The organism is Pseudomonas sp. BW16M2, from assembly GCF_014268865.1.
GTDB classification, from domain to species: domain Bacteria; phylum Pseudomonadota; class Gammaproteobacteria; order Pseudomonadales; family Pseudomonadaceae; genus Aquipseudomonas; species Aquipseudomonas peradeniyensis.
The window spans coordinates 74238-85869 of record NZ_JABWRI010000004.1 but is presented as its reverse complement, the minus strand read 5'-3'; the positions used below and the strand labels follow the sequence as shown (position 1 = coordinate 85869).

The following is an 11632-nucleotide window of genomic DNA, read 5'->3' as shown; positions in this document are numbered from 1 at the left end:
AGCGGCCCCAGCGATCTCTGCTTTGACGCTGAGATCCTGGGGCTGCTGTGCAGCCCTTTCGCGACACAAGGCCGCTCCTACAGGGGAACGCGTAATCCTGAGCAAGCTGCTCCGGCTAACCACCAAACCACTGGCGCAACAACCGCCGCGCCTCTTGCGAGCCCTGCCCCGCCGCCAGCTCCAGCCAATAGCGAGCCTGCTCCGGCTCCTGGGCCTGGCACAACCGCCCATATTCCAACTGGGCCCGGCGATCACCGGCGCGGGCCGCCTGGCGCAGCAGCTCATGGCCGATGCGCCGGTCGCGGGCATTGCCGCAGTCGCGGCAGAGCATCTGCCCCAGGCGGCTCTGGGCCACCACCACGCCCTGGCGCGCAGGCTGCTTGAGCATGCGTCCGGCCAGGTGCTTGACGCTGGGTTTATCGCCCAGGCGCGGGCTGTCGAGCAGCCACAGGGCCACTTTCAGGGAAAAACGCTTGGGGGAAGGCAGCGATGACGAGGCATCAGGACTGGCGAGGTGTTTACCGCGAAGCTTCATGACCAACAGCAAGGGTGATTCGAGAGGCGCGCCACTCTACTCCATTTTTTGTGGACTGGCCCGGGCGACTTTCGGCTGATCGACATTTTTTTCCATGATTTTTTCTTGACGTTTTCCCAGGGAAAATGCCCATGCCACCACCAGCCTCCGATTGTCGGACAATCGATGAAACAGCTGGCACGCCCGTACTAGAGCAAGCGCCCGGGACAATCCACAGAACCTGTGGATAACTCGGTGGACAACCCCTTGAGGCAGCCCGCAAACCCCTGTGAAATGGGGCTTTCAGTCAAACTGTCGATTTTTTCACCAGCAAAAATTAGTGTTTTTTTTCATTGACTTAAGCCCCCAGTCAAGTCATTGGCGAGCCGTCCACAGGATGTTGCAGGAGGGTTACAACTGTTCAGCCGAGTGTGTACAACTGCACCAACAAACGGCATCGCAGTGCACGAAAACGGTACAAGCGGGCAATTGGGCCGGCATTTCCCCCTCTTCACAGCAGGCGCGATTGACGACATAATGATCGGCTTCCCGCCAGAAAAACCAAACGCTTGCCAACCCCGAAAAGTTCGTGTAGGGTTGCGCCCCGTTAGTACCCAGCTGAAGTCATTCTGGCCACTCAGTCCTTGCAGCACTGTGCTCGACACCGAGCAGACGCTGCCCCATCGGGACCGGCCCATTCGATGATTCACTCGGCAGACCTTGCCCAGCACGAATCACGTTTCAGATTGATCAGGATCTTCCCCGATGCCCAGAACCCTGGTGTCGGTGTGCTGCCTGCCTTCTGTCGTACCTACCAGTCAGCCCAGCGCCCACCTATTGCATGCGCCCCTCTGGCTGCCCTGTTCCAGTCAGGTTCTGCGTCTCCTTAATAAAGACGTCACTGGAACGTTTCTATTGTGCACGGATCAAACACCGTGTCTTACGCAGGAACATCCAACAATATGAGTAACCATCAACAGATCCAGGCTGCCTTTGGCACCCTTTCCCAGGCCTTCGCCCCACTGAAGTGCCTTATCGTTGCCCCACGCAAGGGCAGCTTCAGCTTCACCCTGGTCGACGAGCATGGCATCGCCTGCCACAGCGAGCGCCTCTACCCGGAACAATACAACCGGGCCGAACCGCTGCAGGCGGTGATCGAGCGCACCCGCCAGTCGCTGACCGCATGAACGAATGGCGGTTGATTCACGCCATGAATACGCCATGCAACACCCAGCCTGAAGGTAATTGGCCTAATCGCCAGCGGGCATATGCCCCGCGCCTTCGGGCTGCAATCGATTTAAAAACAGCCCTTTACACCACAGTTATCACACTACACTTCAACTCGAGCGGCTCCTGCCGCTTCCGGCGGGCCTGACCACTCACCAGCTGCCAAGCTCCAGCGCCCGTCGGCCCTTTTCAGCAGAGGGCATCATGGGCATCGCTGCGAACGAGTTGAGTCGATATGTGATCCGGCCGACCCTGATCTACCTGGGTCGCCACTGCGACAGCGCCGAAGCTTTGTTACTGGGCGTTGCCGCGAGCCAGTCCGCACTGGGCGCCGCCCTGCATGACCGACGTGGCCATGGACTCTACAGGATCGGTGGGAATCGTCACCGTTGCTTGTGGGACGAATACCTGGCCCGTGACCCCGAACTGGCCAGCCTGGTACGTGGCCTGGCCAGCCAGCACGCCTTCCTCGGCGGCCCGCACCTCGAGCTGACCGTCAACCTGCGCTACGCCACCGCCATCGCCTGGATGCTGATCGAAGAGCAGGCCATGCCCTTGCCGGCGGCCGACGATCTATTGGGCCTGGCGCGGATCTGGCGGCAGACCTTCCAGCCCCAGGGGCGCCTGCGGGATTTCACCCAGGCTTGGCACCACTGTATCGAGCCGATGCTCACCCCTGCCTCCTGAGCAACTGCGTCCTACAACCGGAATAAACGGAATTTTGGTCGGATTGTCCTACAAAACCGCTCTATCTCCTGTGTTTCAGCCTATGGCGCAGCGCGGCATTTGTTGGTAGCTTTTCGCCCCGGAGATCCCAAGGAGTTTTCTAATAATGAAAAAAGTTATGCTCAAAACCTCTCTCGGCATTGCCGTTGCCCTCGCTTCCAGCCAATTGCTCGCCAGCGGCTTTGCCCTGAACGAACAGAGCGTCAGCGGCATGGGGACAGGTTTCGCGGGTCGTTCTTCTTCTGCCGAAGATGCCAGCACCGTGTATGGCAACCCGGCGGGCATGGCCCGCCTGAAGCGCGACCAGATGACCGTCGGTGGTGCCGCAGTCATCGCCAAGTCCGATATTTCCGGACGCGGCAGTAACAAAGGGGGGGAAATGGACGGTGACATGGTGCCCGTGGTCGGCGTGCCGATGGGTTACTACGTCAAGTCCATCGATGACCACTGGAGCGTCGGTTTCGGCGTCTACGTGCCGTTCGGCCTGGTCACCGACTACGGTAGCGACGATGCCGCACGCTACTGGGGCAAGAAGAGCCATGTCGAGGTCGTGACCTTCCAGCCGACCGTGAGCTATGCGTTCAACGACAAGGTCTCGATCGGTTTCGGCCCGACCATCAACCGCATCAAGGGCGAGCTGGGTTCGAACCTGGCCAGTATCTCGCCGCTGCGTCCGGCTGATGGCGAGGTGAAGATCAAGGGCGACGACACCGCCGTCGGCTACAACATCGGTATCCTGGTGCAGGCCACTGATCGCACCCGCGTCGGCCTGACCTACCACTCGATGGTCGACTACAAGCTCGAAGGCAAGACCAAGGTCAGCTACCCGCTGCTCGGCCTGGACGGCAACAAGTTCGATGCCACCCTGAAGATCAAGACCCCCGAGTCGGTGGACTTCTCGGTCACCCACGAACTGGACGACCAGTGGACCCTGTACGCAGGCAGCACCTGGACCCGCTGGAGCCGCCTGGAGAACATCACGGTCAACAACGAAGTGCCGGCAGGGCCTGCCGGGCAGTTCGCGACCATCACCGAGGAACAGAACTGGCACGACACCTGGGCTCACGCCATCGGCGCCTCCTACAAGGTGAACAAGGAGTGGGTCCTGCGTACCGGCTTCTCGGTTGACCAGTCGCCGACCAACAACACTAACCGCTCCCCGCGCATCCCCACTGGCGATCGCAAGATCTTCAGCATCGGCGCCGGCTGGAGCCCGACCGACGACATGACCATCGACGTGGCCTACTCCTACCTGTGGGAAGAGGACACCAAGGTCAACAACCAGCCGCACAGCGCGACCGAAGCTGGCCTCAAGGGCAGCTACCAGGCCAAGTACGAAAACAGCGCCCATGGCGTTGGTGCTTCGCTGACCTACCGCTTCTAAGTGGCACCCGCTGCATGAAAAAACCGCCCTCGTGGCGGTTTTTTCATGTCTGAACCCGCAACTGCTCGCCCAGGCATTGCTGCAGGTAATCCATGAACACCCGCACCTTGTTCGTCAGGGCAAAGCGGTCGACCAGGCACAGGCAGACGTCCATCAGTTCGGTCTGGGCATAGGCCTGGCGTTGTCTTTACACAGGAGCGGATACCTCTTCAGACCAAAGCAACATTGTCGCGCGATACCAGCCATACCGAGATGCGACCTCACCAATCAACAATCAAAAGCCGTCAACACCAATTAATTGAACCGTTAACCTCGAACTTAATTATTCGTGTTAGCTGACTCTATGTCCGCATCACGAAGAAACGTCTTCAACTCTTTAGGCTGATCTGTTTCCCCTGATCGATCCGAAACGCCAAAACCTGGGTAGTATTCCTTGTTATTTTTGAATGCAACAATCCTCGCAGGAAGCGCTAGTGCATTCATCATGATCACACCTCGTGCAGTCATACCTTTCTGCGCTTTTTCACGATTTGTTCCGGGATAGGCCGATTTAGGCGCCACGCCGGAAAGTACAGCAATCGAAACTACATCAGTGGTTGCAGTATAAGCAGTCACCCCGAACTGAAGAGCTATCTGTGCAACACTTGGCGCATTATCTTCCCCCTTTACTCGCGCTCTCGTCATATTGATAGCCGCCGCCCCCTCTGCCAACGTCAGCGGACTCAGCACGCCACCAACCGTCGCAGCAACTTTGGCCATAAAGATTAGCCCGTCATCACGACCATTACGATCCTCGCGATTGATCGGATCCCCACTGCAATATGCATATGCGTTGATCCCTCCATCTCCAAACGGACTCAGCCGATCAGGAGAGTGGAATCGTTTCAATAATGGATCATAAGTCCGGTGCCATTCCCCGGAGAATAGTTACCCGTCAGCACCTCACAAGGCATCCCACAGTAGACCAATCGGGGGCCGGCAACCTGCGGCAACGCGCCATAGGGTGTATAGGGCCTGCCCGCCTGGCCATCGCCAAGCACCGATTGCTGCCAGTCACACATTGCAAGATAGGTAGTCGACATGTCAGACCCAACCGAGCGATAGATGCCGACAACCTAACATCTGCTCGACCAGGGAATAACTGGCAAAAATGCCAGGTAACCCCTCAAGGCTGCGAAGCAATCGCCTTGTCGATCGCCGCCCTGAACGCCGGATCATCCGGCTTGGTCAGGCTGGAGAAGTTGCCGATCACCTTGCCCTTGCGATCCACCACGTACTTGTAGAAATTCCACTTCGGCGCGCTGCTCTGCCGGGCCAGCTCGACGAACAGCGGGATCGCGTCCTTGCCGCGCACCGGTTGGGCCTTGGTCATGGTGAAGGTCACGCCGTAGTTGGCGTAGCAGACCTTGGCGGTCTTGTCGCTGTCGGCGTCTTCCTGCTTGAAGTCATTGGACGGCACGCCGAGCATTTCCAGGCCCTGTTCGTGGTAGTCCTTGTAGGTCGCCTCGAGGCCTTCGAACTGCGGGGCGAAGCCGCAATAGCTGGCGGTGTTGATCACCACCAGCGGCTTGCCGGCGAAGCGCTGGCACAGGTCGATCTGCTCCTTGCCACGCAGCTCCGGCAGGCTGCCCTGGAGCAGCGCCGGGCAATCGGCCGCCCAGCTCGAAGTGGCGGCGGCCAGGGCCAGCAGGGGGAGGGTCAGCCAGCGGGCATGCATGATAGCGGTCTCCTGCACATGATTCCTTGACTGTGCAGGGTAGCGCTTAACACAGGCTCATGCCCAACTGCATCAACGCCAGCCCGCCCTTGTGCCAGCCCCACCACACCAGCGCCAGCACCAGCACCGCGGCGACCAGCAGCAGGCCACGCCCGAGCAGGCGGTTCATGCGGCCTGGGCCTGCAGGCGGGCGACCGGGCGCTCGCGCACCGGCCAGTTCAGCGCCGCGGCCAACAGGCTGAGCAGGATCGAGATCTGCCACACCAGGTCGTAGCTGCCGGTCTGGTCATAGACCACCCCGCCCAGCCAGCCACCGAGGAACGCGCCCAACTGGTGGAACAGGAACACGATGCCGCCGAGCATCGACAGGTTGCGCACACCAAACAGTGTGGCCACGGTGCCATTGGTCAATGGCACCGTGGACAGCCACAGCAGGCCCATGGCGATACCGAACAGGTAGGCACTGAACTGGGTCACCGGCGCCCAGAGGAACAGCACGATGACCACGGCGCGCAATAGGTACAGGCCGGTCAGCAGGCGCGGCTTGGACATGCGCCCGCCAAGCCAGCCCGCCGTATAGGTGCCAACGATATTGAACAGGCCGACCAGCGCCAGCACGGTGGTGCCGGTGATCGCCGGCAGGTGCTGGTCGACCAGGTAGGCCGGCAGGTGCACGCCGATGAACACCACCTGGAAACCGCAGACGAAAAAGCCCAGCGCCAGCAGCCAGAAGCCGGAGTGCGAGCAGGCCTCGCGCAGCGCCTGGCCAAGGCTCTGCTCGGCGCCATGGCTGGGTAGCGGGCGGTCGCGCAGCATACCTACGAACGGCACGATCAACGCCACCATCAGGCCCAGCACCAGCAACGCCGCCGACCAGCCCAGCCACTGGATCAGGCCGAGGGTACCGGGGAGCATGGCGAACTGGCCGAAGGAACCGGCGGCGCTGGCGATGCCCATGGCCATGCTGCGTTTTTCCGGCGGCACCGCACGCCCGACCACGCCGAGGATCACCGAGAACGAGGTGCCGGACAGGCCGATGCCGATCAGCAGGCCGGCGCTCAGCGACAGCGACCAGGCCGAGTCGGCCATGCCCATCATCACCAGGCCGGCAGTGTAGAGGATGCCGCCAATCACCACCACCTTGGCCGCGCCCAAGCGGTCGGCCAGGGCGCCGGTGAACGGCTGGGCCAGGCCCCAGATCAGGTTCTGCAGGGCGATGGCGAAGGCGAACACCTCGCGGCCCCAGCCGAATTCGGCACTCATCGGCGCCAGGAACAGGCCGAAACCATGTCGCACCCCCAGCGACAACGCCAGGATCAGCGCCGCCCCCACAAGTACCCAACCGCTGCTCCGCCAAAGGGAAGTCATTGTCGTTGTCTCCAGCCCATCGCAAGGTTGATGCGGGTATATACCCGCTTTCTATCGTAGTCGTTCAGGCAAGCTGCTCCAGCAAGTGCACCAACTCGTCACGCTGGCTTTCACCCAAGCGTTCCACCAACTGCGCCTGGGCCTGCTGCCAGGCCGGGTAGGCGGCGTCCAGGCGCGCCCTGCCCGCTTCGCTCAGCAGCACCACGCGGTTGCGCTGGTCGTCGCCGTCGGCAAGACGCACCAGGCCATCGGCCTCGAGCACCTTGAGGTTGCGGCCCAGGGTGCTACGCTCCAGGCCCATGGCCTCGGCCAGGCAGGTGATGCTGGGACGGTCGAGGCGCTGTACATGGCGCAGCAGGGAAAACTGGGCGACATTGATGCCGAAGCCGGCAAGGGCCTCGTCGTAATGCCGGCTCACCCCGCGGGCGGCACGACGCAGATGGGTACAGATGCATTCACTGGTCAGCATGGTTACGTGTATATACCCGCATTATGGATGTTGCAAGAGATTTCAAGGTGTCGGTTCAGACTGCAGGCGCTGGCGAATCGGCTCGAACTCGGCCGTGGCCTTGCGCGGCAAAGGGTCCGGCGCGGCGTTTTCGATGGCTTGCCAATAGCGCCACGGCACCTTGGCCGAACCCAGTTCGTAGTCCATGCCATCCCAACTGTCCTCGCGGAAGCTGTAGAAGGCCCAATGCAGTTGCTGGCGGTCCAGCACCGTGAGCACATCCTCCAGGTACTGCCGGCACCCGGGCAGCCGGCGCATGCAGCCGAACTCTCCCACCACCAGCCGCGAACGCGGCAACTTGATCGAATCGGCCCAATCCACCGGCTGTTGCAGATAGCGGGCGACCTGCTCGGCATCCCACTGCCGGGTCTGCCCGGCAAACGGCACTGGCCCCGGATAGGCGAAAGGTTGCTCGCGAGAAAGATTAGGCGCACTGGTGGCGGCATAGGGTTCGTACATGTGCACGCTGTACAGCACACGCTCATCCGCCAGCGCCTTGGGCCAGTAGCCGAAGGTATCGGCGGCGGCGTACCAGCCGGCATCGACCATGACCGGCGTCTTGCCGTCGACCTCACGGATTGCCGCCAGCAACTGCCGATAGAGCGCCGGCAGGTCACGCGCACCGCCCTGCTCGCGAGCGTACCACTGCTTCATCCGATTGAGGTCGGCATGCTCGGCCAAGCCGCCGTGCTTCTCGGGCGCGGGCTCGTTGATGAGGTTGTAGGCGGCAACGGCCGGGTGGTCCTTGAGGGCCTGGGCAACGTCTCGCCAGAAACGGGCGGACTGGGTCCAGTAGCGCTTGTCCTGCCATAGCCGGTCGTCGAAGCGATTCTGGTTGTTCTGCGCCCAGCGCATGCCGGGGAGCGACAGCGGCGTGATCACCACCTTGAGACCGGCGGTGTGGGCACGGTCGAGGACCTCGATGAGCTGCTTCAGGTCGGCGCTGGCCAGGCCCTGGTAATCGTCGGCGTTGCCCAGCAGGAAGTCGCGTTCGGCCGGGTGCCATTTATCGTAAGAGAGACGCACCCAGCTGGCGCCGTAGCCTCTCAGGGCATCGAAGTAGGCTTGGTTCGGGGGCAGGCGGTTGAAACTGTTGCCGCCGTGGCGTGGGGTGTTCCAGAAATCGATCAGGTCGGCGGCGGTGGCGGGTAGGGAAGCAAGGGCCAGCAGGCTGGCGAGTATCCAGTGGTGCATGGCGGGGGTTCCTGATGCTTAAAGGAGCGGACGAGGATAGCCGCAATGCTCAGGAATGTTTTCCGAGATCCATGCAGGACACGTCCGCTCCTACACAGGGGAACGTGTCAGCCTGAAGCTATGCGCGTAGCGCCAGGGTAACCACCACCGTCAGCTCCAGCAGTTCCAGCAACGCCCCGGCCGTATCCCCAGTGGTTCCACCCAAGCGACGGCACATCAGCCTACGCAGCCACGCGAACACCACCAACGCCGCCAGCAGTGGCCACAGCACCGCCCAGCCTCCCAGCGCCAGTCCGGCCAGCGCAGAAACCAACAATACCCAGATCGCGCCGCGCCGGGGTAGGTGTTCGGCCAGGGCCGTCCCCAGCCCGCCCGCACGCACGTAGGGCGTGCCGAGGAACAACCCGAGCATCGCCGCCCGCCCCACCACCGGCGCCAGCACCAGCAGGCCGCCAGCGCCCCGCTCGACCAGCACCCACAGCGCACAGAACTTCAGCAGCAATACCAGCACCAGCGTGACCACGGCAATCGGCCCGCTGCGTGGGTCCTTCATGATCTGCAAGGTGCGTTCGCGATCACCGAAGCCCCCCAGCCACGCGTCGGCGCTGTCGGCCAGGCCGTCCAGGTGCAGTGCCCCGCTCAGCAGCACCCAAAGCGCCAGCAACAAGGCCGCGTGCAAGGGCGCCGCAGTGCCTTGCAGCAGATAGCTGGCCAGCCACAGCAACAGGCCGAACAGCAGCCCCACCAGCGGATAGCACAGCAGCGAACGCCCCATCTCACGGGGCGCCGGCATGCCCGGCAAACGCACCGGCAGACTGCTGAGGAACTGCAGGGCGATCCAGAACGGCAGCATCTCAACGCACCTCGCGCATCTGGCCGTCGTGGTCCAACGCCAGCCCCACCAGCGCGCCATGCCCGACCTCGACCTGCAGCAATTGCTCACGCGGCAAGCCACGTGCCCGCGCCAGGAGAAGACGCATCACCCCGCCATGGGTCACCAGCAGCACGCGATTGCCCGCGTATGCATTGCGCAGGCCCTCGACCGCCGCCAGCACCCGCTCGGCAAAGGCCAGCACTGGCTCGCCGCCCGGCGGAGTGAACGCATACGGGTCATTCCAGAACTGCCCAAGGGCATCGGCGTCGACCTGCATGATCTGCGCGGCGCTCTGCCCTTCCCACTCGCCGAAGTGCAACTCGCGCACACCGGCCTCGCGCAGCACCGGCAGGTTCAGGCGCGCACCCAGCTCATCGGCGAACGCCGCGCAGCGCTGCAACGGCGAACTGACCAGCACGTCCCAGGGGCCGGCGTCGGTGACGGCCTGGCGCATCTGCGCCCAGCCAGTTTCGGTCAGGGCGTCGTCGAGGCTACCGCGCAGGCCGCCACCCAGTTCGGTCTCGCCGTGACGCAGCAGTTCGAGGATCATGCCGGGCGATCCGCCACCGCCGCCTCGGCAAAGGTCGCCATCTGCCCGTGCAGCGCGCAGGCCAGGCGGATCAGCGGCACCGCCAGCGCCGCGCCGCTGCCCTCGCCCAGGCGCAGCCCCAGGGCCAGCAGCGGCTCGGCCTCCAGGGTCGCCAGCAAGGCCTTGTGACCCGGCTCGGCGCCCTGGTGGGCGAACAGCAGCCACGGCCGGCTCTGTGGATTGAGGCGTACCGCCACCAGGGCGGCGACACTGCAGATGAAGCCATCGACCAGCACCGCCACGCCGTGCTGGGCGCACGCCAGGTAGGCACCGGTCAGGGCGGCGATCTCGAAGCCGCCGACACAGGCCAGCGCCTGCAACGGCTGGTCGGCGCGCAGGCCGTGCAGCACCAGGGCGCGCTCGATCACTTCGGCCTTGTGCCGCACGCCGGCGCTGTCCAGGCCGGTGCCCGGGCCGCTCAGCTCGCGTGCCGGGCAGCCCAGCAAGGTGCTGGCCACAGCCGCCGCCGCAGTGGTGTTGCCGATGCCCATTTCGCCGCCGATAAACAGCTGGGCGCCGCTGTCGAGGGCGCGCAAGGCGCTGTCGCGACCGGCCTGCAGCGCCGCAGCCAGTTGCGCGTCGGTCATCGCCGGCTGACGGGCGAAGTTGGCGGTGCCGGGCCCAAGGTTCAGGTGATGGACACCAGGGAGTTGCAGCGTCGGGTCGATCGTACCGAGATCAACCACCTCAAGGTCAGCCTCCAACTGGCGCGCCAACACGCTGATCGCCGCGCCACCACCGACGAAGTTGCGCAGCATCTGCCCGGTCACCGCCTGCGGGTAGGCGGAGATGCCCTCCTCCACCACGCCATGGTCGCCGGCGAAGATCGTGATGGCGACCCGCTCCAGGCTGGGACGCTCGCGCCCTTGCAGGCCGGCCAGACGGATCGCCAGGCCTTCGAGCTGGCCGAGGGAGCCGGCGGGTTTGGTCAGCTGCTGCTGACGGGCGCGGGCCTGGTCCATGGCGGCGGTGTCGAGGGGTTGGCAGGCGTCACGCCACCACATCTGGGTCATAGGGCAGGTCCTTTGAGCATGAGAGGGAGGCCGGCCACGGTCAGCACCACGCGCTGGCAGCGTTCGGCCACGGCCTGGTGCAGCGTGCCCGCTAGGTCGACGTAACGACGGGTCAGTTCGCCCATGGGCACCACGCCCAGGCCGGTTTCGTTGCTGACCAGGACAAGGGTGCCCGGCAGCTGTTCCAGGCAATCGAGCAGCGCATCGCGCTCCAGCGCCAGGCGCAGGTCATCCTCGAGCATCAACAGGTTGGTCAGCCACAGGGTCAGGCAGTCCACCAGCAGGCAGCGCCCTTCGGCGGCTTCGGCGCGCAGCACATCAGCCAGCGCCACGGGCTCCTCCACCAGCCCCCAATGGGCCGGACGGCGCTCGCGGTGCAGGCGCACGCGTTCATTCATCTCACCGTCCAGCGGCTGGCTGGTGGCGATATAGGTCACCGGCAAGCCGCTGGCCTCGGCCAGTTGCTCGGCCAGGCGGCTCTTGCCCGAACGGGCGCCGCCAAGAATCAGGTTGCGCAT

The 11632-nt window shown here is 63.7% G+C and carries 14 protein-coding genes and 1 pseudogene; 3 read left to right on the top strand and 12 right to left on the bottom strand.

The genetic code is table 11. The features are described 5' to 3' along the window. Window positions 1-115: 115 nt before the first annotated feature. Entirely contained in the window at window positions 116-535 is a 420-nt protein-coding gene (locus HU735_RS05780) for an SEL1-like repeat protein (protein WP_186712764.1), read from the bottom strand. Between the two features lie 941 nt (window positions 536-1476). Between HU735_RS05780 and HU735_RS05775 the strand changes: the two genes are divergently transcribed. From HU735_RS05775 to HU735_RS05765, 3 genes are all read left to right on the top strand, one after another. Further along, window positions 1477-1701, top strand: coding sequence for a hypothetical protein (locus tag HU735_RS05775; protein WP_050704563.1), 225 nt, complete (start codon window positions 1477-1479; stop codon window positions 1699-1701). Window positions 1702-1945: 244 nt separating this feature from the next. Then, entirely contained in the window at window positions 1946-2428 is a 483-nt protein-coding gene (locus HU735_RS05770) for a hypothetical protein (protein WP_186712763.1), read from the top strand. Between the two features lie 145 nt (window positions 2429-2573). Then, window positions 2574-3851: an outer membrane protein transport protein gene (locus HU735_RS05765; RefSeq protein WP_050704560.1), complete on the top strand. Its 1278-nt coding sequence runs from the start codon at window positions 2574-2576 to the stop codon at window positions 3849-3851. A 43-nt stretch (window positions 3852-3894) separates the two neighbouring features. On the opposite strand, the pseudogene HU735_RS27375 reads toward HU735_RS05765, so the two are convergent. From HU735_RS27375 to cobU, 11 genes and pseudogenes are all read right to left on the bottom strand, one after another. Beyond that, a pseudogene (locus tag HU735_RS27375) lies at window positions 3895-4029 on the bottom strand (LysR family transcriptional regulator); the annotation flags it as partial. Window positions 4030-4169: 140 nt separating this feature from the next. Further along, entirely contained in the window at window positions 4170-4739 is a 570-nt protein-coding gene (locus tag HU735_RS05755; RefSeq protein ID WP_238349755.1) for a hypothetical protein, read from the bottom strand. Window positions 4740-5016: 277 nt separating this feature from the next. Beyond that, window positions 5017-5568, bottom strand: a complete 552-nt coding sequence (locus HU735_RS05750; protein ID WP_186712762.1) for a glutathione peroxidase — start codon at window positions 5566-5568, stop codon at window positions 5017-5019. Between the two features lie 46 nt (window positions 5569-5614). Beyond that, window positions 5615-5737: a hypothetical protein gene (locus HU735_RS27250; protein ID WP_256205968.1), complete on the bottom strand. Its 123-nt coding sequence runs from the start codon at window positions 5735-5737 to the stop codon at window positions 5615-5617. Continuing rightward, a complete protein-coding gene (locus HU735_RS05745) occupies window positions 5734-6936 on the bottom strand; it encodes an MFS transporter (protein WP_186712761.1) in 1203 nt (400 codons plus the stop codon). The genes HU735_RS27250 and HU735_RS05745 overlap by 4 nt, the downstream gene beginning before the upstream one ends. Window positions 6937-7000: 64 nt before the next feature. Then, complete coding sequence (locus HU735_RS05740) at window positions 7001-7405, bottom strand: MarR family winged helix-turn-helix transcriptional regulator (RefSeq protein WP_186712760.1); 405 nt, start codon at window positions 7403-7405, stop codon at window positions 7001-7003. 42 nt (window positions 7406-7447) lie between these two features. After that, window positions 7448-8638 (bottom strand): cellulase family glycosylhydrolase, encoded by a 1191-nt coding sequence (locus HU735_RS05735; protein ID WP_186712759.1) that lies wholly within the window; start codon window positions 8636-8638, stop codon window positions 7448-7450. 118 nt (window positions 8639-8756) lie between these two features. Continuing rightward, a complete protein-coding gene (locus HU735_RS05730) occupies window positions 8757-9491 on the bottom strand; it encodes an adenosylcobinamide-GDP ribazoletransferase (protein ID WP_186712758.1) in 735 nt (244 codons plus the stop codon). A 1-nt stretch (window position 9492) separates the two neighbouring features. Beyond that, entirely contained in the window at window positions 9493-10062 is a 570-nt protein-coding gene (gene cobC, locus HU735_RS05725) for an alpha-ribazole phosphatase family protein (protein ID WP_186712757.1), read from the bottom strand. Beyond that, the gene (cobT, locus tag HU735_RS05720; protein WP_186712756.1) at window positions 10059-11114 is read right to left on the bottom strand and encodes a nicotinate-nucleotide--dimethylbenzimidazole phosphoribosyltransferase; all 1056 of its coding nucleotides are present in this window, start codon (window positions 11112-11114) and stop codon (window positions 10059-10061) included. The genes cobC and cobT overlap by 4 nt, the downstream gene beginning before the upstream one ends. Further along, on the bottom strand, window positions 11111-11632 hold the full coding sequence (cobU, locus tag HU735_RS05715; protein WP_186712755.1) for a bifunctional adenosylcobinamide kinase/adenosylcobinamide-phosphate guanylyltransferase: 522 nt from the start codon (window positions 11630-11632) through the stop codon (window positions 11111-11113). Before cobU ends, cobT begins: the two co-directional genes overlap by 4 nt.

Coding starts and splice junctions, on each gene's coding strand:
- cobU (WP_186712755.1), bottom strand. CDS start 11,632: ATGCGCAACCTGATTCTTGGCGGCGCCCGTTCGGGCAAGAGCCGCCTG.
- cobT (WP_186712756.1), bottom strand. CDS start 11,114: ATGACCCAGATGTGGTGGCGTGACGCCTGCCAACCCCTCGACACCGCC.
- HU735_RS05730 (WP_186712758.1), bottom strand. CDS start 9,491: ATGCTGCCGTTCTGGATCGCCCTGCAGTTCCTCAGCAGTCTGCCGGTG.
- HU735_RS05770 (WP_186712763.1), top strand. CDS start 1,946: ATGGGCATCGCTGCGAACGAGTTGAGTCGATATGTGATCCGGCCGACC.
- HU735_RS05780 (WP_186712764.1), bottom strand. CDS start 535: ATGAAGCTTCGCGGTAAACACCTCGCCAGTCCTGATGCCTCGTCATCG.
- HU735_RS05765 (WP_050704560.1), top strand. CDS start 2,574: ATGAAAAAAGTTATGCTCAAAACCTCTCTCGGCATTGCCGTTGCCCTC.
- HU735_RS05740 (WP_186712760.1), bottom strand. CDS start 7,405: ATGCTGACCAGTGAATGCATCTGTACCCATCTGCGTCGTGCCGCCCGC.
- HU735_RS05750 (WP_186712762.1), bottom strand. CDS start 5,568: ATGCATGCCCGCTGGCTGACCCTCCCCCTGCTGGCCCTGGCCGCCGCC.
- cobC (WP_186712757.1), bottom strand. CDS start 10,062: ATGATCCTCGAACTGCTGCGTCACGGCGAGACCGAACTGGGTGGCGGC.
- HU735_RS05745 (WP_186712761.1), bottom strand. CDS start 6,936: ATGACTTCCCTTTGGCGGAGCAGCGGTTGGGTACTTGTGGGGGCGGCG.
- HU735_RS27250 (WP_256205968.1), bottom strand. CDS start 5,737: ATGAACCGCCTGCTCGGGCGTGGCCTGCTGCTGGTCGCCGCGGTGCTG.
- HU735_RS05775 (WP_050704563.1), top strand. CDS start 1,477: ATGAGTAACCATCAACAGATCCAGGCTGCCTTTGGCACCCTTTCCCAG.
- HU735_RS05735 (WP_186712759.1), bottom strand. CDS start 8,638: ATGCACCACTGGATACTCGCCAGCCTGCTGGCCCTTGCTTCCCTACCC.